The sequence below is a fragment of the Geminocystis sp. NIES-3709 genome, assembly GCF_001548115.1.
In the GTDB taxonomy this organism is placed as follows: domain Bacteria; phylum Cyanobacteriota; class Cyanobacteriia; order Cyanobacteriales; family Cyanobacteriaceae; genus Geminocystis.
Window position 1 is genome coordinate 123,026 of sequence record NZ_AP014821.1, and the last position, 19,364, is coordinate 142,389.

Sequence of the window (19,364 nt, forward strand, 5' to 3'; positions counted from 1 at the left end):
TCATTTGTCATTGCTAACAAGGATTCACGCTGATTTTTGATAACCTTTGATTGTTTACAAATCATTTAGGATTGCTATATTATTCATTTTCCAAAATATTTTTTAATGATTCAATTTTTTCAATACTTAATTGATACCATTCCTTTTTTCCTTGTTTTTGATATAATTGGGCTGCCCGATTAAAGTCATTTAAAGCTTGAGATTTATTGTTGTTTTTTAAATGGGTAGAAGCTCTATTATAATAGGGTTGTGCATAGTTGTTATCAATTTTAATAGCTTGGGTATAATCATAAATTGCTTTTTGAATTTGACCTAAACTATGATAAACATTACCACGACTATTATAGGCAGATTTATTTTTATTGTTAACTCGAATAGCTTGGGTATAATCATAAATTGCTTTATTATATTGAGTTAAATTATAGTAATATAAATCTCCTCTATTTTCGTAAGCATATGGATGTTGATTATTAAGATTAATAGCTGTATCAAAGTCTTTCAATGCTTCTTGATATTTTCCCAATTTTTGATAAGAAATACCCCTATTATTATAAGCTAAATTATTGTTGGGTTCTAATAGAACCACTTGTTTATAATCCTCGATCGATTTTTTATGATTTCCTAATTGTGCATAACTATAAGCTCTTTTAAAATAAATATCTGATAAATTTTTGTTATTTTCGATCACTTTTGTATAATCATCAATGGCTTTTTTATATTGTTTTAGTTTATAATGAGCATTACCTCGATTTTTATAATTATGAACGTCATAATCTCCTAATTTAATTGCTATGGTATAATCAAAAATTGCTTGATTATATTGATTAATTTTTAAATAAATATCTCCTCTTTTTTTATAAGCATCTAAAAATTGATTATCAATATTAATAATAGTTGTATAATCATCAATAGCATTATAATTTTGATTTAAAATACGATAAATACTTGCTCGATTAATATAGGCTTTTATAAATTTATGATTAATTTTTATGGCTTGATTATAGTCATAAATTGCTTTGTCATATTCTTTTATTTTTTGATAAATATTTCCTCTATTTAAGTAAGCATTATAATTTTTATTATTAATATTAATTACTTTACGATAGTCTTCGATCGCTCTATTATAATCTTTTTTTCTTTGATAAGCTAAGGCTCTTTGATATAAAATATCTTCTGATATTAACCCTTTTTCTATGGCTTTATTATAAAACTCGATCGCTTGATCAAACTGTTGATTTTGAGCATAATTTAAACCTCTTTTGTATAATCTTTCTGAAGAAATTGTTAAAGGAGATATCAACAATATAGCGAATATGATAAAAATAATAAGCAATAAATTTTTTGTATTAACATTACGAAATAATAGTAATGGTTGTTTATAGATTTGAATACCATAAAGACGAATTATGTTAGATTTAATTAACTTTATATCAGCATGAATTGGTATTGCATTAAAAATTTGGGAAGGAACATTTCCTTGGCTAACTTGATAAAAAAAAGCTGATAAATAATAATTATTAAGATGATAAAATAATTTAGCAAATACTAGGTATTGAGGCATTAAAGAAATATGATTTTTGTTCCATAATTGTTTAATGTCTTTTTGGATAGTTTGCCAGTCGTGATCCTCTTTAATTAATTTTCTTATTTGATCATTTGAAATATATTGTCCAATTAGAGCATTATTGATAAAATATTGAATATCATCTTTATAAAAACTTTCCCATAATCCGATGAAATAAATTAATGACCAATTGATATTGTTATTTTGTTTATTAACAGGATTTCTATTGGATTTTAAAAGCCAAATCACGCCGTCTAAAACATCTGGTTGATCTATTAAATTAGGAAAAATATAAACAATTCCTTGTATAATTTTTTGTTTTAGTAATGGTGTTTGAGAAGATAAATTGTTATAAAAAAAATATTGAAAATCTAAAGATATTTGAAAATGTTCTTTATTTTTATTTTGTTTTTTTAACATCCATCTCAAAAAGCTCGATAACATTTTTGGTAAAATGATTGCTCTCAAAGTGAGTAATTTAATCATTTCTGAAGTATAAATATTTTTTTCTAAAGCCATTTGAGTATTATTACCATTAAGATATTTTTCCCAGATTTGATTATCGACTTCAGGATTACCTAAAGCATTTTCAATCATCAAAATATGTTCAATTTTTAAATTTATTCTCCTAGTTAAGCCTTTAATAGCAGTATTTATTTTTTGTTCAATTTCAGTCATCTTCTTAATCTATAAGATTTATATAGCGTTTTTTATAATTATGAGGTACATTTTTTTATTGCCTCTTGCCTTTTGCCTTTCAACGATAATCTTTGTACCTCACCAAAACGGGAATTGGTATAGTTATTTTAAATAATAATGAAACAATAGGAAATTTTGTCTGGCTTGTTGCTAAAGTGTTGAATCTTAAACAAAATTAAAAAGGTGTCTCAATCTTAATTGAAACAAATTATATTCAACAATAGACAATGTACAATTGATGGTTAACTCTGGCTAAAAGGGAAGATGATTGAATTAGAAAAGGTCAACTTTTTATGATCTTTTTCCTCTTAAAAAGGTGAGGCTTTAAACCTTGAATGGATCAATTATAAATTATCAATTGGGAAGATATTGTCTTAATAATCTTCTTGTAAAATATCTTGAGTAAAATTATTATTGCTTGAAATAAGCCTAACATATTTTAGAAAAAATAATTACTTTTATTAATTTTATTCATAAATTAATAGTTTATTTGATAGTGTAATTTTATTCTATAATACTGTTTACTATAAAATAAATTTTTATAAATAAAATATCAATTATGATTATTAAAGTTGTTGGAATTGGTTTAGAAGGAATTAATAGTTTAAATAATTCTGCTTTAAATATTGTTAATCAAGCCACTGTTTTAATAGGTGGTGATCGTCATTTAAAGTATTTTGATAATCATCCGGCAATCAAGGTAAAAATTAATAATTTAGAAAATATAATTGATAAAATTAAAGAGTATCAAAAACAAGAAGAAAATATAGTAATTTTAGCATCTGGAGATCCTTTATTTTTTGGTATTGGGAGAATTTTAGTTAATAATTTTTTACTTAAAGAATTAGAGTTTTACCCTCATCATAGTTGTATCCAGTTGGGTTTTAATCGACTAAAAATACCTTGGCAAGATGCTCAATTTATTAGTCTTCATGGTAGAAATATTGATTTATTAATTCAAGGATTTAAAAAAAGTTATGAAAAAATGGGGATATTGACAGATGAAACTAACAATCCTTTAATAATTTGGCAACTTTATCAACAGTTAAAAGCAGGAGTAAAATATTATTTTTGGTTATGTGAAAACTTAGGTAGTAAAGAAGAAAAAATAACTCTTATAGAAAAAGAAAAAGATATAAAACTAGAATTAATATCTCCCTTAAATATAGTTATTTTACTCAAAAAAAATGAGCTCGATCGAGAATTTTTAGAATTAGATAAATTACCCATTATGGGATTACCTGATAATGTTTTTAAAACTTTTCCAGATCAACCAGGATTAATGACAAAAAAAGAAGTAAGGTTAATTATATTAGGAGTATTAGCTTTACAACCAGAACAAATAATTTGGGATATTGGGGCTGGTACTGGTAGTGTTTCTATTGAAATAGCTAGACTGGTAAATAATAGTCAAATTTATGCTATTGAAAAAACTGCTATTGGTATCAACTTAATAACAGAAAATTGTCGAAAATTTAAGATTAAAAATGTTCAAATAATTCATAACAAAGCAGAAAAAGTTATTCAAGATTTACCGAAACCTCATCGTATTTTTATAGGTGGAAGTGGTGGTAATTTGACATCTTTATTAGATATAATCAACGGAAAAATTAATCCAGACGGAAAAATTGTTATTGCCATAGCGACGATCGAAAATTTAAACGAAGCAATAGAATGGTTTAAGAAAAACTCTTGGAATTATGAAATTATTAATTTACAAATATCTAAATCTTTAGCCATCGGAAAAAACACTCGTTTTAATCCTCTAAACCCAGTTAATGTTATTAGCGCAAATCCTAATTAGGCAAAGCTTGAAAAAGTTTTTTGGTGAGGGTAGGAGATAGGAATTAGAAGATAGGAGAAATACTTATAAATCAACAACTCAATTTTCGTATTAACAATAATTGCACAAAAGTATTATAGAAAGAATAGTATCAAAAGTGTTAAGTTTTTAACTAAAAATTGCTCAAACGGCACACTTTTTTGTTAGTGTATTAACCATTAATTTTTATAGCTTTCTGATTTATTCATCAGACTTTAATTAGACACATCTTCATTAAAAAATTTGCGATAATTATGACGATTTAAGGCTCTTCTACTTTGAATATGATAAATTATGTCTAAAAAAAGGTGTCAGGTATCAGGTAGCAGGTATTAGGTTAAATTCAAACTGTTAATTTATAATAATTGCATTTTTAAAAGAGTCAAAGCTATAGCTATCAAAGTTTATATTAATTATTTTCTATTAATTTGTCATAACTACTGTAGGAGAGCCCGATTTAATCATCATTAACTATATAAAATCTCTTTTTACGTTCTTCAAAAAATATACCATATTGAACAAGTTGATCTCCTTTAACTTTTAAAAAACTATCATAACCAGAGTATTTTATATAATCAGTTTTTTTAAGTATTTGCCATACTTCTTGACGAGATAGATAAACTCTTTTACTAAAATTTTTTTCAGGTAAATCTGATAATGATGGAGAAGATATTAATGTATCGTTATTTTGAAAATTATGATTTTTTTCCATTAATTTGGATTCTAATTTTTCAATTCTAACCATTAAAGGTTTTAGAGATTTATTGATAATTAAATTTATTTTTTCTTCCCAGCTAATGTTATCTTTATTACTAATTAGACTTTGAATAATAACTTGATTATTTGCTAAACAGAAATCGATAAGCTTATCAATAATAACTAAATAGTTAATCTCATTTTTAGCACACCATTCCTGAAATTTTATTAATTTTTGACGATCGACTTTTATAGATTCTAAATCATTATTCTCACTATTAGCCATAGAAACTAACCTTTACTTATCTGATCAACTAAATGAATTAATTCGGGTATAATGAGCTTTTCTAAACCTAGTCTAACAGCATTTTCAGAGCCGGGTAAAGAAAATACTATTTTACCATTATATAACCCTGCTGTTGCTCTTGATGCTATCGATCGAGAACCTATTTCCTGATAACTTAAATAGCGAAATATCTCCCCAAAACCTGATAAAGTTTTTTCTAACATTTGACTAACTATATCATAAGTATTATCCCTTAACGATATACCCGTACCTCCAGAAAAAATAATGCAGTTTAATTGTTCTTTAGATGCTAAATTTACTAACAAACATTTTAGATCTTGAGGTTCATCTTTGATAATTTCATAATGAATAATTTTATGACTAGCATTAATTAACATTTCTTGAATAATTTTACCGCTAATATCAGTATCAAAAGTCCTAGTATCACTAACGGTAATAACAGCACAATTGACACTTTTTATATTAAAATTTTGATGAGGAATAGTCATAAAAAGATTTTAGATATAGCATTCCTAAATCATTTGTGAGAATTTTAGATGCTTTCAATTAAAGGGATTAGTTGTTAGCTTTTAGCCTTTTTCCATTAAAGAATAAGTAATCAATTACTAATGCTGATAAGAAATTGAACTTCACAATAGCTGATAACTAATTGCTAATAGCTAATAGCTAATTAAACATAATTAATTTATTCTTAATTCCTAATTCCTAATTCTTGATCAGGATTTGGTGAAGCCTAAATCATTTTCTTGAGCATAACGTTCCATAAAACGCATAAATCTATCCCATTCTTGAGGAGATTTTATCAGATAAATTGCTTCGATCGCTTTAGGTTCACCATTAATAAATTTACATTTTACCTCACGAGTGACCAACTCTCCTTCTTCATCAACTAAATACATTCCCGTAATTTCTTGAGTATTACCACTTTGCAGTACTTTTGAACCTTCAAAACGAAATGTTGCAGTGCCGTTGCTACCGTCACGAGAACGGGTTAACTTAACATCAGGGATAGATTCTTCTATTATGCCTCTAGCAAATTCAATTTGAGCCATTGATGATATTTCCTATGATTTTTTATTAAACTATAACTTGATCTATCTTCTCATAACAGTGGGTAATGAAAGTTAAATTTTGAGAATTAGATAAAAAAATCCTTATCACTTCATCCTATAACCAATTAGTAATGCTAGAAGTCGAAGTACATTCCGAGTTAAGAAATTTTTTGCGTCAAAAGCCAGATTGCAATTGGTTACATCATTTAACAATGGCGAGGATGGTAGCTCGTGGTTTAAGATTAAAAAGATCGACAATCATTCAAACTGGAGTAAACTATCAGCAATATTATCCTAGTTATTTAACTCCTGCATTATTGTCTTCTTCTTCAGTTATTATCGTGGCAGAAAAAGAAATTCAACAACAATTAGTTAAGGAAAAAATACCCCGTTTACAACAATGGTTAAATACTCATAAAATTATTGCGACTAACTATAAACAAGATTTAATTAATAACTCGACTTTATATGTAATAAATCATCATGATTGGTTAGACTTAATAATTAATCATTTATTAGATAATGATATTGTTACTATCATTGAAGAAGCAGAAAATTTACCAGATATTATCACCAAATATTTAAGTCAAGAAATTACTTCTCAAGATTGGTATAATTTAGGGCTATTTTTTCCTCATCATCAAAATTTTATTAGGGAAAATTTAGCTAAGTTAACCAAATTAATTTATACTCATCCTATCAACCCATACAATAGTTACTTATTAGAGGAAGAAGAAACAATAATTCTTAGACAATTATGTAATTTAGTTGAGAATGAAAAAAATCATCAAAAAGTTTTAGCAAAATTTATACATTTTCAAAAAGCCTTATCAGAAAATAAAAAATATATTAACTATTTTACCGTTAATCGATCGCAAGGTACTTTTACGATCAATTCTTCCCCTTTAGAATTAAGATTTTCGATAAATCATATATGGAAAAATGTACCTTTAATTTTGTTATCCAATTATTTAGAGTCTCAAAAATATCCGATTAATTATGGAGAATGTTTAGGATTAAATGTAGATAACTTTACTTGTTTAAAGTTTTCTCCTGATGGAGAAAGTCAAAATCTTAATCTCTATTTTCCTCATAATTTTCCTTTTCCTAATAACCCAGAATTTCAAAATCGAGTTACTCAAGAAATTTTAGCTTTAGTAAGTAGTCTCAAAATTAATCATCATCCTATTATTATAATTATTGATGATGTACCATTACAGGCACAAATTACCTCTAATTTAGCCGCTTATTTTGGTTCAAGAGTACAACTAAATTCCTTAAATATAGGTGAAAATAGTATTCTTGTTTGTGATATAAAATTTTGGTTAAATTATCAATCTGAATTGTTAACACCAATACTATTAATTTTTGCAACTTTACCAATTCCATCCTTAGAAAATCCTCTTATTGGCGCTCAAGTTGCTCATTATAAAAATCAGAAAAAAGATTGGTTTCGTCTTTATCTTTTACCCTTAGCGATTAAAATTTTACAACAATCAACTATGTCTATTAGAAAAAATCAAGGAGTAATAGCATTATTAGATAATCGAGTTAATTATCGTAGTTATGGTGTTAATATTTTACGATCGTTAGAGCCTTATGCAAAAATTAATTATGTTGATTTGTATTGGCAGTAAATAATTAATAGTTAATCTTATTTATTAGAAAAAAATACAATATTTTTTGTATTAAAGGGTTAAAAAATAATGATAAAGATTCACAACTAAAACAAAAAAAAGAGTCTGGAATCTAAAGTATATTAATAGAAATCAAATAAATAAATTTAAGAATAGTTTAAGTTAATTTCTCCTACTATCTTCTATGTGGTAACTCTATTTCCTATCCTCATCAGTCAATTTTATGGTTCACTCAGGTTATGATTAAATACGGCAAACATCAATAAATATTGAAACTTGATATTCTAAACTATGAAAATTTTAATCACCGGTGGTGCTGGTTATATTGGTTCAGTATTAACTCCTATATTACTAAGTAAAGGTCATGAAGTTACGATCGTAGATAATTTCATGTTTCGTCAAAATAGCCTCGCTGAATGTTGTCAATATGATACTTTTAATGTGGTAAGAGGAGATTGTCGAGACGAAAGTTTAATGAAAGACCTAATTAAAGAGGCAGATGTTATTATTCCTTTAGCCGCTTTAGTGGGCGCACCTTTATGCAATAGAGATAAAATTGCCACAGAGACAACTAACCGAGATGCTATCCAAATGTTATGCCGTTTAGCTAGTAAAGAGCAAAGATTTTTAGTACCCATTACCAATAGCGGTTATGGCATTGGGGAAAAAGGTAAATTCTGTACCGAAGAAAGTCCATTACGTCCGATTTCTGCTTATGGTGTTACAAAGGTAGAAGCAGAAAAAGCTATCTTAGAAAGAGAAAATAGCATTAGTTTTCGTTTGGCGACAGTTTTTGGAATGTCTCCCCGTATGAGAGTTGATTTACTCGTCAATGACTTTGTGTATCGTGCTGTTACCGATCGAACTGTGGTAGTATTTGAAGGAAATTTTAAGCGCAATTATATCCATATCCGAGACGTAGTAAAAGTATTTTTACACGGTTTAGATAACTTTGAAACCATGAAAGGCAAACCCTATAACGTCGGGTTAGAAGATGCTAACCTCTCAAAATTAGAGTTATGTGCCGAAATTCAGAAACAAATCCCTAATTTTTATTATATTGAAGCACCTATAGGCGAAGATCCCGATAAAAGAGATTATATTGTCTCTAATGCCAGAATTTTGAGTACTGGGTTTACCCCCGACTGGACATTAGCTAGAGGAATAAAAGAGTTAGTTAAAGGTTACACAATCTTCCGTAACTCCATTTACTCTAACATTTAACTCTTAACTCGTACTTTCCATAAAATTGACTGATGAAGGTAGTGATAGAATGCAAAATTGAGAATTAAGAATTGATAATGAAAATCCCTAATTTTTAACTCCCGTTTTATTTAAGCACTTTATCACTGGTCTTCCTCCTCTCATCTTTTATTTCACAATGACACAACGTAATCTCTATTTTCTCTTTCCCGAAATGAATATTAATAGTGGTGGTCATATTGCCCAACTTAAATTCATGTCCATCGCCCAATCTCTTTTGAATGCTCAACCTGTCACTTATAAGAAAAAAGAAAAGGATGTTTTGTTCTTAGATGACTTAATTAAAAATATTCGTGAGGATAACAATATTTATATTATTCATTGGGGGCCTGATATTCCACAACTCTTAACAAAACTTAAAAATAAAAATGTAGTTTATTTTGCTCACAGTACAGGCTATAAGTTCAAAATTCCCGTAAAAGTGCCAATAATAACTGTTAGTAAACATTCTCAAGCCTATTGGGGCCGATTTGCGCCTAATAATCTTATTTTTTCTCTACCTAACGAGATTTCTAACAAATATCATAATCAACATCTTGATCACGAAGTGGCGCTGGACGATCGCAGTATTGATGTATTGGTACAGAAACGCAAATCCTCTAAATATTTGATTGAAGAACTTGTCCCAGCTTTAAATCCTCACTGTAATTTAACTCTCATTGACTATTGGATTGACGATTTAGCGACTATTTTTAATCAGACAAAAGTGTATCTTTATGATTCTACGGAATACTGGATACAAGCAAAAGCTAGTGAGGGTTTCGGGTTGCCTCCTTTGGAAGCAATGGCTTGTGGTTGTACTATTTTTTCTAGTATTAATGATGCTTTATCAGATTATTTAGATCCTAGTTTCAATTGTCATAAATTACGGGTTTATTCTAAAGAATATGATGTCCAAAGAATCTTATCTGCTGTGGAAAATTGGCAACTAAATTCTTCTAATTTGGATATAATTAATAATTATCGTTTACCTTTAATAAAAAAACGTTTTGAGCATATATTTAAGGAAATAAATCTATTTTTTGATCATCAACAATCTTATCCTGCTAATATTCCAGCTATTATTCAAAATAAACCTTTTTCAATAAATAAAATAATCAATAAATTAAAATCATTTTTTTAAATTTGATAGTATAAATAGTAATTTTTAAAAGAGTGATAATCAAAAGTTTTCTAAGGTGAAATGAATTTTTTGACCAAAAGATATTTCTAAAGTATGTCCATCCGGATCTTGTATGTAAGCCCAATATCCTACAGGAGATTCCCAATCATTTGGTCCTGAGAGTAAAATTCCTTCTGTTGATGCTAGAAGGCATATTTCGTCAACTTTTTCTTTACTATTAACAGCTACTCCTAAGTGAGATTGGGGCATAAGTTTTCCCACAATTTTCGGCATTTTAATTAAAACAATTACAAAAGGACGAGTTAAATCGCTTATCCATGCAACATCACTATTAATTGTCTCATCTTTTCTTCGATGTACAACTATCATTTGTGCATACTTTTTATAAAATTCAACACTTTTTTCAATGTCAGTAACTTCTAAAGCGATATGAGTTAAACCTAAATCTGTCATAAATTTTACTTTAATTTAGAATTCGTATTAAAATCTGATATTATAATTAAATAATATATTAAAATTTTAAAAAAGTACCATAGTTTTATTAATAACTATAACTATAGTTTTATTAATTATAATTAATTATCCTATGATAAATTATCAAATAAAAAATTCGATCGCTGTTATTCTTGCAGGAGGTTTTGGTACTAGAGTTAAACATTTATTACCTAATATTCCCAAACCAATGGCAACGGTAGCAAATAAACCTTTTATCGAATGGGTTATTAAATATTTACGACAACAAAGTATTAATAATTTTATTCTTTCTACTGGTTATTTAGGAGAAATAATAGAGAGTTATTTTAACAAAAATAATATTGATAATATTATCATTAACTGTTATCAGGAAAATCAACCTTTAGGCACAGCAGGAGGATTTATTAATGCGGTTAATTTATCAAATAAACAACCTTTTTCATGGTTAATCACTAATGGTGATTCTCTTATTTTTACTGACTTAAAACCCTTATTTAATTATTTAGAAAACGATGATGTTGAAGGAGTTATTTTAGGATTATCTTTATCTGATGCTTCTCGTTATGGCTCACTAAAATACGATCGAGATTATAATTTAATTAGTTTTGCTGAAAAACAACAAGGCAAAAGTGTTATTAATGCGGGAGTTTATTTATTTAAACACTCTACTCTTAATAAATTTTCTACCCAAAAACCCCTTAGTTTTGAATATGATGTTTTTCCTCAATTACTTAATCAAGGGTGTAAAATTAAAGTACATATTACCGAAGCACCTTTTTTAGATATTGGCACACCAGAAACATTAGCCCAAGCTGAAAATTTTATTCTTGATAATCGGACTATTTTTAATGAAGAATTAGAAATTACAAATTAATTAATTTTTGCAAAAAGCTCTTATTTGATAACATAAAACTTTCGGATTTATTTATTTAAAATTATTCAACAATATGATTGATCTAAATATTATTAACAATTCTGTGGCTTTAATCGATCGTTCTAATCATGGTTTACTTTGTGTTACTGGAGATGATCGACTTAGGTTTTTACATAATCAAAGCACAAATAATATACAAAGTCTAAAAGTAGGGGAAGGTTGTGATACTGTTTTTGTCAATTCTACGGGTAGAAATATTGATTTAGTTAGTGCTTATATTAAAGAAAATGAAGTTTTATTATTAGTATCTCCTGGACAAAATAAAAAATTATATGATTGGCTCGATCGTTATATTTTTCCTTTTGATAAAGTAGTAATAAAAGATGTCACTACCCAATATAAAATATTTAGTTTAATTGGTAAAAAAAGTTTAGATTTGTTGTCAGAATGGGTTGATAATAATTTTTTGAATGCCAAAGAATTTAGCCATAAAAATATTACTATTGATGATATTGAATTAACCATAACTATTGGTTGTAACTTAAAATTGACTGGATTTAATTTAATTATTCCTGAAAAAAATGCAGAAAAGATTTGGCAAAAATTAACGGCAAAAAATCCTATCTTAATGGAAATAAAAGACTATGATACTCTACGCATTTTACAGGGAAGACCAACTCCTAATCAAGAATTAACAGAGGAATATAATCCTCTTGAAAGTGGTTTATGGGATGCAATTTCTTTTAATAAAGGTTGTTATATTGGCCAAGAAACCATCGCTCGTTTAAATACCTATAAAGGTGTGAAACAAAAACTTTGGGGTATAAAATTGGATCGATCGATCAACCTTGAAAAAGATAATATTATCATGATAGAAGGAGAAAAAGTCGGTAAAATTACCAGTTATTTAGAGACAGAATCAGAAAATTTTGCCCTTGGTTATATCCGTACAAAAGCTGGTGATATTGGCTTAAAAGTGAATGTGGGAGAAGCAACAGGAGAAGTAGTTAAAGTCCCTTTTATTCATCATGAATATTACCAACCCTAATCTCAAAATTAGAGGTAAATCTAATTCATAAAAACTGACCTAAATTTAAACTATTTCTCAAATTGATATAAAAAGTTTTAATATTAATTAACTGTATTTTAACAAAAACAAATGGAAATTTTAATATCAGATTTACATAAGTATTTAGATTTTATTCATCAAGAAATAGATATACCTAATTATCTACCAGTACAAGGTAATCATTATTTAGAGGTATTAACTAAATTTCATCAATTTTTCAATCCAAAAACTTATGTAGAAATAGGAGTTAATTATGGAGATTCTTTGAGATTAGCAAATTGTAAAGCAATAGGGATTGATCCTGATCCAAAAATACACGATAATAATAAATATTTAATCTATGGCAAAACCAGTGATTTATTTTTTCAAGAAGATGCTAAAAATCTCTTCCAAATTGACAAAATAGACTTAGCTTTTATTGACGGAATGCACTTATTTGAATTTGCCTTAAGAGACTTTATTAACATAGAAAAATATGCCCATACAAACAGTTATATTTTGATTCATGATATTTTACCTCGTTGTTTTTCTGAGGCGAGTAGAGGCATGGTGACAAGTGCTTGGACTGGGGATGTTTGGCGTTTAATGATAGGTTTAAAAAAATATCGTTCTGATTTAAACATAACTGTTTTAGACTCTTCTCCTACCGGTTTAGGAGTTATCACTAATCTTAATCCTCATTCTACTGTTTTAATAGAAAATTATCAAAAAATTATAAAAGAATTAAGCGGTATGAATACTCTATCTTTTATCCAAACCAGAGATTTAATTATGAACACTTTTTCTACGGAATTGTATTTTAAAAATTTCCCTAATAAAATAAATTAAAATTTTGTCAAATACTAAATTATGATTATTTTTTGATTTCTTTTTCTATGGGAATAAATATACAATTATCAAAACTAGAAATTAAACGCATTTTTGCTTTAGCTCGATCGAAATCAGAATTAAATATAGTAAATTGATCATAACAAGCATTAGTCAAGTTAATTGTGGTTAAGTCTATATTGGTAAAAATAGTTCCTCTTAAATCAGCATTAGTTAAAGAGGCATTTGTTAGTTTTGTATCAGAAAAATTAGCTTTATGTAAATTAGCTTGACTCAAGTTTGCCTTTGTTAAATCTGCCCCGGAAAAGTTAGCATGAGAAAGATCCAAATTATTTAATTTTGCTTCGGTTAAATTAGCATTTTGTAGTAAAGGTGGAGAAGTAATCTGATTATTAAAAGTTAGTAAATTTGTGTCTTGTAAAAACATAATAATATAACGCTTTCTTTCTCCATCAATTTCATCTAAAACTGTCTGAGTCATAGCTCTTAATAAATAAGGATTTTGCTGTAATTTCCACAAAGGATTATCGAGAGTTAACTGAGTTATTTGAGTTAAATAATCTGTTAAAATTGTCTGACGATAACGTTCTAATTCAAGGGTGTAATTGGCATTATTATCTTGTATTTGTAACGGTCGATACAGAAATTGCTCACTGAATATGTTAGATATTGTTAGGAATCCAATAATAAGAGTTGTCGTAGCACTAATTAAAGCTCCGACGATCGGGCCAATGGCAATCTCTGGAATATGAACCGAAGATGTAATGGTTTCAGCGATCGCATTAATAAAAGAAGACAACGTTTTTTGAAAACCTTTGAGTAATCTCAGTAAAAAAGACTCCGAAGGTTTATTTTCCTCTGGCATATAATCGCAATTAATAATAAACTATCAACTTTCAACAGTCAATTATCCATTAAAATAATAACTTGCTGATCAGATATTTTATTAAAAGAGATTCTCTGAGATAAGAGAATACTTATATACTAAGTTTTTATGATAACTGAAAAAATTTTTGGGAAGAAAAACCCTGTTATTGGTGTAGTTCACTTATTACCCTTGCCCACTTCTGCTAGATGGGGTGGTAATTTAAAAGCAGTAATGGAAAGGGCAGAACAAGAAGCCACTGCTTTAGCTGCAGGAGGGGTTGACGGTATTATTATTGAAAATTTTTTTGATGCTCCTTTTACTAAAGATAATGTTGATCCTGCTACTATTAGTGCTATGACTTTAATTGTCGATCGAATCATGAGTTTGATTATGTTACCGATCGGTTTAAATATACTCAGAAATGATGCTAAAGCTGGTTTAGCCATCGCCTCTTGTGTCGGGGCAAGTTTTATTAGGGTAAATGTCTATACAGGAGTAATGGCGACAGATCAAGGATTAATTGAAGGAAAAGCCCACGAAATTCAGCGTTATCGCCGAGAATTAGGGGAGGATATAGCTATTTTCGCCGATGTCTTAGTTAAACACGCTCGTCCTCTTGGTACACCCAATTTAACCACTGCGGTACAAGATACTATCCAACGAGGTTTAGCCGATGCCGTCATTTTATCGGGTTGGGCAACGGGTTTACCCCCTAGTAGAGAAGATTTAGAATTAGCTCAATCCGCCGCCAAAGGTACTCCTGTTTTGATTGGTAGTGGTGCAACACTCGATAATATTAGTGATTTAATGAGTTTTGCCGATGGGGTTATTGTAGCAAGTTCTTTAAAACGTCATGGTAAAATTGATGAAACGATCGATCCCACTAGGGTATCTCAATTTATCGAAGCGATGCAGACTCCTATTATCTCCTCCTCAAAATCTTCTTCAAAACCCGTTAATCAAGCATCCTAATTTAATTGTTAAAATTCAGATAAACCTTAACTCATTATTTAAAATTATTATGATTCGTCGTCGTCGTAACCTACCTTGGATTCAACGTCAATCTCGATTTATTATCGGTGCGATCGCCATCGTAGGTTTAATATTAACTATGTATTTAACTATTAGTAAACTTGGGGGAGGTGAAATCGCTTGTACTGCTAATGGTGCAGGGGGTTGTAACAGTGTTTTAGATAGTGCCTATGCTTATCCTTTTGATCCTCAAGGCAAAACTGGGCCTCCTTTAAGTATATTTGGTTCATTAGCTTATTTCACCATGGCAATATTTGCTCTAACTCCATTATTTATTAATCCAGAAAAAGATAAAGAATTAAGACAAAAACTGGAAAAATGGACTTGGTGGCTAATGCTTGTCGGTAGCTTTGCTATGGCCGCTTTTAGCAGTTATTTAATGTATGTTTTAGCCTTTAAAATTCAAGCTGTATGCCCTTATTGTATTGGTTCAGCTTTATTCTCTTTAAGTTTATTAACCTTAACTATTATTGGAAACGATTGGCAAGATATGGGACAAATATTTTTTACAGGTATCGCTGTCGCCTTAATTACCTTTGTAGGTGCGATCGGAGTTTATGCTAATGTTAATACGATCGCGATCGAAGATCCGAATATCGAGGTAGTCGCAGGACAAAAAATTCCCATTCCACAACCAGAAACTGCACCCCAACCTCCTTTAGGATGGGAAATTACTACAACTTCTACCGAAGCAGAAATTTCTCTAGCAAAACACCTAGCTCAAAATGGGGCGGTGATGTACTCTGCTTATTGGTGTCCTCACTGCTTTGATCAAAAATTACTTTTTGGTAAAGAAGCATTTAAAGAATTACCTAAAGTTGAATGTGATCCTAAAGGTGTCGCTCCTGCACCACAAAAGTGTATTGATGCAAAAGTTCGAGCTTTTCCCACATGGGTTATTGATGGTAAAACTTATGAAGGAGTTCAAACTTTAGAAAAATTAGCAGAATTAACGAGTTATACTGGTAGTACTAAGTTTAAATATGGAATGCGTTGAACTATAGCAATTCTATAGAAGTCGTGAGAAATAATTAGGAGACAGGAGATAGATGACGGGACAAATACTTTTGAGAATTGTTAATTAGGGTTTGCTTATGGGAATCAGAAAGCTATTAAAATCAATGGTTAAGAAATACGACATTAACAAAAAAGTGCGCAATTTTAGTAATTTTTACTCAAAAACTCAGCATTTTACCTTATTTTCATTAAAACCAATTTGTTTTTGTATATCTTACACAAAGCCTAAAAGCCTTGATTTTTGGTTATTTAACCTAATACCTAACACCAAATACCTAATACCTACTCCTCGTCAAAAACATCTTAAATCATTGCCAATTGCTAAAGGTTCTGGTATGTTAACTGAAGAAAATTAATCATGACAGAGAAGGCAACAAAACAATGACTTACCAGAGGGTTTTACTCAAATTAAGCGGTGAAGCATTAATGGGAGATTTAGGCTATGGCATCGATCCCAAAGTAGTTGCCGATATTGCAGAGGATATTGCTGAAGTTGTTAATCTTAACATCCAAGTAGCCATCGTCGTGGGTGGTGGTAATATATTTAGGGGTGTTAAGGCTTCCGCAGATGGGATGGATCGAGCTACCGCAGATTATGTAGGTATGATCGCTACAGTAATGAATGCTATGACATTACAAGATGCTTTAGAAAGAAGAAATGTTCCAACTAGAGTACAAACAGCCATCGCCATGCAAGAAGTAGCCGAACCCTATATTCGTCGTAAAGCAATACGTCATTTAGAGTTAGGTAGAGTCGTAATTTTTGGAGCTGGTTCTGGTAATCCATTTTTTACCACTGATACTACTGCGGCTTTACGCGCGGCGGAAATTGACGCTCAAGTAATTTTTAAAGCCACTAAAGTTGATGGAGTTTATGATTCTGATCCGATGAAAAATCCCGATGCTCGTCGTTATGAAACTTTAAACTATAACCATGTACTGACTCAAGATTTAAGGGTTATGGATGGTACTGCCATCGCTTTGTGTAAAGAAAATAACATCCCCATTATTGTATTTAACCTTTTCGATCGTGGTAATATTATTCGCGCGGTAAAAGGAGAAAAAGTAGGAACTATTGTAGGAGGTTTTTGTGAAGTTAACTGACGAAATTCAAGGCTATATGCAAAAAAGTGTCGAAAAAACACAGCAAGACTTTAACACTATTCGCACAGGTAGAGCTAATTCTAGCTTGTTAGATAAGGTTATGGTGGACTATTATGGGGCGGAAACTCCTCTAAAATCCCTTGCTAATATTAGTACTCCCGATTCGACTACGATTTTGGTTCAACCTTTTGACAAAGGTAGTATGAATCAATTGCAGAAAGCTATTTCTATGTCTGATTTGGGTTTAACTCCCAATAATGACGGGCAAGTAATTCGTTTAAATATTCCCCCTCTAACCACAGAGCGCCGTCAGGAATTTGTGAAATTAGCGGGTAAATATGCAGAAGAAGGAAAAGTTGCTATTCGTAATGTTCGACGAGATGCGATCGATAAAATACGAAAACAAGAGAAAAGTAGCGAAATATCCGAAGATGAATCGAGAGATTTACAAGATCAAATTCAAAAAATCACGGATAAATTTACTGCCAAAATAGACGAAATTTTAGCGGTTAAAGAGAAAGAATTAACTAATATTTAATCAGAAATTGTATAGGGGCAATGGGTTTAAACCCATTGTTATCATAGCTTTAAGAAAAATGAGATGAGAGATTAATTAATTTTAAAATAAGATAAAAGTTTATGGAAAGAAAAAAATTAGTAGCCATTATTACTGGGATTATTTCGGTTTTATTAGGAGTTGTTTATTTATTATTAGTACAATTATTAGATTCAAGAGGGGCAATGATTCCAGCACCCATTACCGACTTATCTACCACCGTTATTCAATCATTTATCGGATAGTAAAATCAGAATTATCGATCGAAAGTAAAGACAAGAATTAATATGAAAATTATCCGCTTAATGCACGGTAAATTACATCGAGTAAAAGTAACTTCCGCCAATGTAGATTATATAGGTAGTATCTCGATCGATCCTGAATTAATGGAAAAAGTGGGAATCTTACCCTTAGAAGAAGTTGATATAGTTAACTTAAACAATGCACAACGATGGTCAACCTATGCTATACCGGGGGTTAGAGGTAGTCGAGAAATTTGTCCTAATGGTGGTGCCGCTTTATTGTGCAAAACGGGGGATATTCTCATTATCTATGCTTATGAACAACTCGATCGACAAGATATTATGATTAATGGTCATAAAGCCAAAGTATTAGTAGCTGACGAAAATAATAATATTGCTGATTTTTTTGAACAAACTCTTACCCCCCATAACGGCGAAATCGATTTTAACGAAAGAATACTGTAGGTTAGTTTTAATCCGTGAAATCCAACATTATCTATGGATGTTGATCCGAACTTGATATAATTAAAGGGCTTGAATTATGTCCAAAAGCCCACAATCTAATTACACCACCACAATATCCTGATGTGTCATTCCTAACCCCGTACTTAAAGTGGCGATTTGTATTGCCCCTGTTGTGCCATTACCATCGGAATCGAAGAAAAATGCACCATTACTAGAGTTATAGATAAAACGCTGAGAAGATGTTGTTGCCGATGAACCGACACGGAATTGATTTACTGCTAAAGTGCCTAAAGATAAACCACCACTAAAACCATTACGACGAACCAAAATAGTGTCATCATATTAAAGTCAGTAATACGATCGATCCCTTCATTCACGGTAGTAAAGCGGAAAGAATCATCACCCGTACCGCCGATAAGACTATCATTGCCAATACCACCCGTGAGAGTATCATTGTCACCACGTCCATTTAAGGTATCATTTCCTTCTCCACCAGTGAGATGGTTGTCAAGGTTATTCCCCAGAGAATAACTGAGAATTAACTTGATTTAAGGCGGATTCGAGAATTGTTAGATAAGCATTGGTAGCCATAATTTCAAACTATCAGAAAGTCAAAACAGTTACATTTACCATATTAATACTTTGTTTTATAAATGGAGACTTTTGATAAGC

20 protein-coding genes and 1 pseudogene are annotated in these 19,364 nt (G+C 29.9%); 13 read left to right on the top strand and 8 right to left on the bottom strand.

What is annotated here, in order from left to right:
• Nucleotides 1-79: 79 nt before the first annotated feature.
• Nucleotides 80-2,242: a tetratricopeptide repeat protein gene (locus tag GM3709_RS00425; RefSeq protein ID WP_066115189.1), complete on the bottom strand. Its 2,163-nt coding sequence runs from the start codon at nucleotides 2,240-2,242 to the stop codon at nucleotides 80-82.
• A gap of 580 nt (nucleotides 2,243-2,822) precedes the next feature.
• Between GM3709_RS00425 and cbiE the strand changes: the two genes are divergently transcribed.
• On the top strand, nucleotides 2,823-4,067 hold the full coding sequence (gene cbiE, locus GM3709_RS00430; RefSeq protein ID WP_082712911.1) for a precorrin-6y C5,15-methyltransferase (decarboxylating) subunit CbiE: 1,245 nt from the start codon (nucleotides 2,823-2,825) through the stop codon (nucleotides 4,065-4,067).
• Between the two features lie 475 nt (nucleotides 4,068-4,542).
• On the opposite strand, the gene GM3709_RS00435 is transcribed toward cbiE, so the two are convergent.
• The 3 genes from GM3709_RS00435 to psb28 all read right to left on the bottom strand — a co-directional run bounded on the left by GM3709_RS00435 (nucleotide 4,543) and on the right by psb28 (nucleotide 6,140).
• Nucleotides 4,543-5,067: a hypothetical protein gene (locus GM3709_RS00435; protein WP_066115195.1), complete on the bottom strand. Its 525-nt coding sequence runs from the start codon at nucleotides 5,065-5,067 to the stop codon at nucleotides 4,543-4,545.
• A 5-nt stretch (nucleotides 5,068-5,072) separates the two neighbouring features.
• Nucleotides 5,073-5,576: a molybdenum cofactor biosynthesis protein B gene (locus GM3709_RS00440; RefSeq protein WP_066115199.1), complete on the bottom strand. Its 504-nt coding sequence runs from the start codon at nucleotides 5,574-5,576 to the stop codon at nucleotides 5,073-5,075.
• Between the two features lie 228 nt (nucleotides 5,577-5,804).
• A complete protein-coding gene (gene psb28 / locus GM3709_RS00445) occupies nucleotides 5,805-6,140 on the bottom strand; it encodes a photosystem II reaction center protein Psb28 (RefSeq protein WP_066115203.1) in 336 nt (111 codons plus the stop codon).
• A 131-nt stretch (nucleotides 6,141-6,271) separates the two neighbouring features.
• On the opposite strand from psb28, the gene GM3709_RS00450 reads away from it, so the two are divergent.
• The 3 genes from GM3709_RS00450 (at nucleotide 6,272) to GM3709_RS00460 (ending at nucleotide 10,163) form a co-directional block, all read left to right on the top strand.
• Nucleotides 6,272-7,777, top strand: coding sequence for a helicase C-terminal domain-containing protein (locus GM3709_RS00450; protein WP_066115206.1), 1,506 nt, complete (start codon nucleotides 6,272-6,274; stop codon nucleotides 7,775-7,777).
• 291 nt (nucleotides 7,778-8,068) lie between these two features.
• Nucleotides 8,069-9,001, top strand: coding sequence for an NAD(P)-dependent oxidoreductase (locus tag GM3709_RS00455; RefSeq protein ID WP_066115208.1), 933 nt, complete (start codon nucleotides 8,069-8,071; stop codon nucleotides 8,999-9,001).
• Between the two features lie 157 nt (nucleotides 9,002-9,158).
• On the top strand, nucleotides 9,159-10,163 hold the full coding sequence (locus tag GM3709_RS00460; RefSeq protein ID WP_066115211.1) for a glycosyltransferase: 1,005 nt from the start codon (nucleotides 9,159-9,161) through the stop codon (nucleotides 10,161-10,163).
• A 39-nt stretch (nucleotides 10,164-10,202) separates the two neighbouring features.
• Here GM3709_RS00460 and GM3709_RS00465 read toward each other — a convergent pair whose 3' ends face one another.
• Nucleotides 10,203-10,616 carry a VOC family protein gene (locus tag GM3709_RS00465; RefSeq protein ID WP_066115214.1) on the bottom strand — a complete coding sequence of 138 codons (414 nt, stop codon included), beginning with the start codon at nucleotides 10,614-10,616 and terminating at the stop codon, nucleotides 10,203-10,205.
• Nucleotides 10,617-10,749: 133 nt separating this feature from the next.
• On the opposite strand from GM3709_RS00465, the gene GM3709_RS00470 reads away from it, so the two are divergent.
• From GM3709_RS00470 to GM3709_RS00480, 3 genes are all read left to right on the top strand, one after another.
• Entirely contained in the window at nucleotides 10,750-11,511 is a 762-nt protein-coding gene (locus GM3709_RS00470) for a sugar phosphate nucleotidyltransferase (protein ID WP_173645687.1), read from the top strand.
• A 73-nt stretch (nucleotides 11,512-11,584) separates the two neighbouring features.
• On the top strand, nucleotides 11,585-12,559 hold the full coding sequence (locus tag GM3709_RS00475; RefSeq protein ID WP_066115217.1) for a folate-binding protein YgfZ: 975 nt from the start codon (nucleotides 11,585-11,587) through the stop codon (nucleotides 12,557-12,559).
• Nucleotides 12,560-12,670: 111 nt separating this feature from the next.
• A complete protein-coding gene (locus GM3709_RS00480; RefSeq protein ID WP_066115220.1) occupies nucleotides 12,671-13,408 on the top strand; it encodes a class I SAM-dependent methyltransferase in 738 nt (245 codons plus the stop codon).
• A gap of 25 nt (nucleotides 13,409-13,433) precedes the next feature.
• Here GM3709_RS00480 and GM3709_RS00485 read toward each other — a convergent pair whose 3' ends face one another.
• Complete coding sequence (locus tag GM3709_RS00485) at nucleotides 13,434-14,273, bottom strand: pentapeptide repeat-containing protein (RefSeq protein WP_066115223.1); 840 nt, start codon at nucleotides 14,271-14,273, stop codon at nucleotides 13,434-13,436.
• A 129-nt stretch (nucleotides 14,274-14,402) separates the two neighbouring features.
• Here GM3709_RS00485 and btpA point away from each other — a divergent pair, with 129 nt between their 5' ends.
• The 6 genes from btpA to panD all read left to right on the top strand — a co-directional run bounded on the left by btpA (nucleotide 14,403) and on the right by panD (nucleotide 18,692).
• Nucleotides 14,403-15,248, top strand: coding sequence for a photosystem I biogenesis protein BtpA (gene btpA / locus GM3709_RS00490; protein WP_066115226.1), 846 nt, complete (start codon nucleotides 14,403-14,405; stop codon nucleotides 15,246-15,248).
• 49 nt (nucleotides 15,249-15,297) lie between these two features.
• A complete protein-coding gene (locus GM3709_RS00495) occupies nucleotides 15,298-16,305 on the top strand; it encodes a vitamin K epoxide reductase family protein (RefSeq protein ID WP_197671857.1) in 1,008 nt (335 codons plus the stop codon).
• Between the two features lie 401 nt (nucleotides 16,306-16,706).
• Nucleotides 16,707-17,429, top strand: a complete 723-nt coding sequence (gene pyrH, locus GM3709_RS00505) for a UMP kinase (RefSeq protein WP_066115232.1) — start codon at nucleotides 16,707-16,709, stop codon at nucleotides 17,427-17,429.
• The gene (frr, locus tag GM3709_RS00510; protein ID WP_066115234.1) at nucleotides 17,416-17,967 is read left to right on the top strand and encodes a ribosome recycling factor; all 552 of its coding nucleotides are present in this window, start codon (nucleotides 17,416-17,418) and stop codon (nucleotides 17,965-17,967) included. The genes pyrH and frr overlap by 14 nt, the downstream gene beginning before the upstream one ends.
• Before the next feature lie 101 nt (nucleotides 17,968-18,068).
• On the top strand, nucleotides 18,069-18,230 hold the full coding sequence (locus GM3709_RS20630) for a hypothetical protein (protein WP_173645688.1): 162 nt from the start codon (nucleotides 18,069-18,071) through the stop codon (nucleotides 18,228-18,230).
• Between the two features lie 42 nt (nucleotides 18,231-18,272).
• Complete coding sequence (gene panD, locus GM3709_RS00515; protein WP_066115238.1) at nucleotides 18,273-18,692, top strand: aspartate 1-decarboxylase; 420 nt, start codon at nucleotides 18,273-18,275, stop codon at nucleotides 18,690-18,692.
• 99 nt (nucleotides 18,693-18,791) lie between these two features.
• Here the strand turns inward: panD and GM3709_RS00520 are convergent, their stop codons facing one another.
• A complete protein-coding gene (locus GM3709_RS00520) occupies nucleotides 18,792-19,019 on the bottom strand; it encodes a hypothetical protein (protein WP_066115240.1) in 228 nt (75 codons plus the stop codon).
• A 137-nt stretch (nucleotides 19,020-19,156) separates the two neighbouring features.
• Nucleotides 19,157-19,240, bottom strand: a pseudogene (locus GM3709_RS21845) (hypothetical protein); the annotation flags it as partial.
• Nucleotides 19,241-19,364: the final 124 nt, after the last annotated feature.

Excerpts from the sequence above, each read along its gene's own strand:
- psb28 (WP_066115203.1), bottom strand. The coding sequence starts at position 6,140 with ATGGCTCAAATTGAATTTGCTAGAGGCATAATAGAAGAATCTATCCCT.
- GM3709_RS20630 (WP_173645688.1), top strand. The coding sequence starts at position 18,069 with ATGGAAAGAAAAAAATTAGTAGCCATTATTACTGGGATTATTTCGGTT.
- GM3709_RS00480 (WP_066115220.1), top strand. The coding sequence starts at position 12,671 with ATGGAAATTTTAATATCAGATTTACATAAGTATTTAGATTTTATTCAT.
- GM3709_RS00495 (WP_197671857.1), top strand. The coding sequence starts at position 15,298 with ATGATTCGTCGTCGTCGTAACCTACCTTGGATTCAACGTCAATCTCGA.
- pyrH (WP_066115232.1), top strand. The coding sequence starts at position 16,707 with ATGACTTACCAGAGGGTTTTACTCAAATTAAGCGGTGAAGCATTAATG.
- GM3709_RS00465 (WP_066115214.1), bottom strand. The coding sequence starts at position 10,616 with ATGACAGATTTAGGTTTAACTCATATCGCTTTAGAAGTTACTGACATT.
- GM3709_RS00440 (WP_066115199.1), bottom strand. The coding sequence starts at position 5,576 with ATGACTATTCCTCATCAAAATTTTAATATAAAAAGTGTCAATTGTGCT.
- GM3709_RS00455 (WP_066115208.1), top strand. The coding sequence starts at position 8,069 with ATGAAAATTTTAATCACCGGTGGTGCTGGTTATATTGGTTCAGTATTA.
- btpA (WP_066115226.1), top strand. The coding sequence starts at position 14,403 with ATGATAACTGAAAAAATTTTTGGGAAGAAAAACCCTGTTATTGGTGTA.
- GM3709_RS00425 (WP_066115189.1), bottom strand. The coding sequence starts at position 2,242 with ATGACTGAAATTGAACAAAAAATAAATACTGCTATTAAAGGCTTAACT.
- GM3709_RS00475 (WP_066115217.1), top strand. The coding sequence starts at position 11,585 with ATGATTGATCTAAATATTATTAACAATTCTGTGGCTTTAATCGATCGT.
- panD (WP_066115238.1), top strand. The coding sequence starts at position 18,273 with ATGAAAATTATCCGCTTAATGCACGGTAAATTACATCGAGTAAAAGTA.
- GM3709_RS00435 (WP_066115195.1), bottom strand. The coding sequence starts at position 5,067 with ATGGCTAATAGTGAGAATAATGATTTAGAATCTATAAAAGTCGATCGT.
- GM3709_RS00450 (WP_066115206.1), top strand. The coding sequence starts at position 6,272 with ATGCTAGAAGTCGAAGTACATTCCGAGTTAAGAAATTTTTTGCGTCAA.
- GM3709_RS00485 (WP_066115223.1), bottom strand. The coding sequence starts at position 14,273 with ATGCCAGAGGAAAATAAACCTTCGGAGTCTTTTTTACTGAGATTACTC.
- GM3709_RS00460 (WP_066115211.1), top strand. The coding sequence starts at position 9,159 with ATGACACAACGTAATCTCTATTTTCTCTTTCCCGAAATGAATATTAAT.
- GM3709_RS00470 (WP_173645687.1), top strand. The coding sequence starts at position 10,750 with ATGATAAATTATCAAATAAAAAATTCGATCGCTGTTATTCTTGCAGGA.
- cbiE (WP_082712911.1), top strand. The coding sequence starts at position 2,823 with ATGATTATTAAAGTTGTTGGAATTGGTTTAGAAGGAATTAATAGTTTA.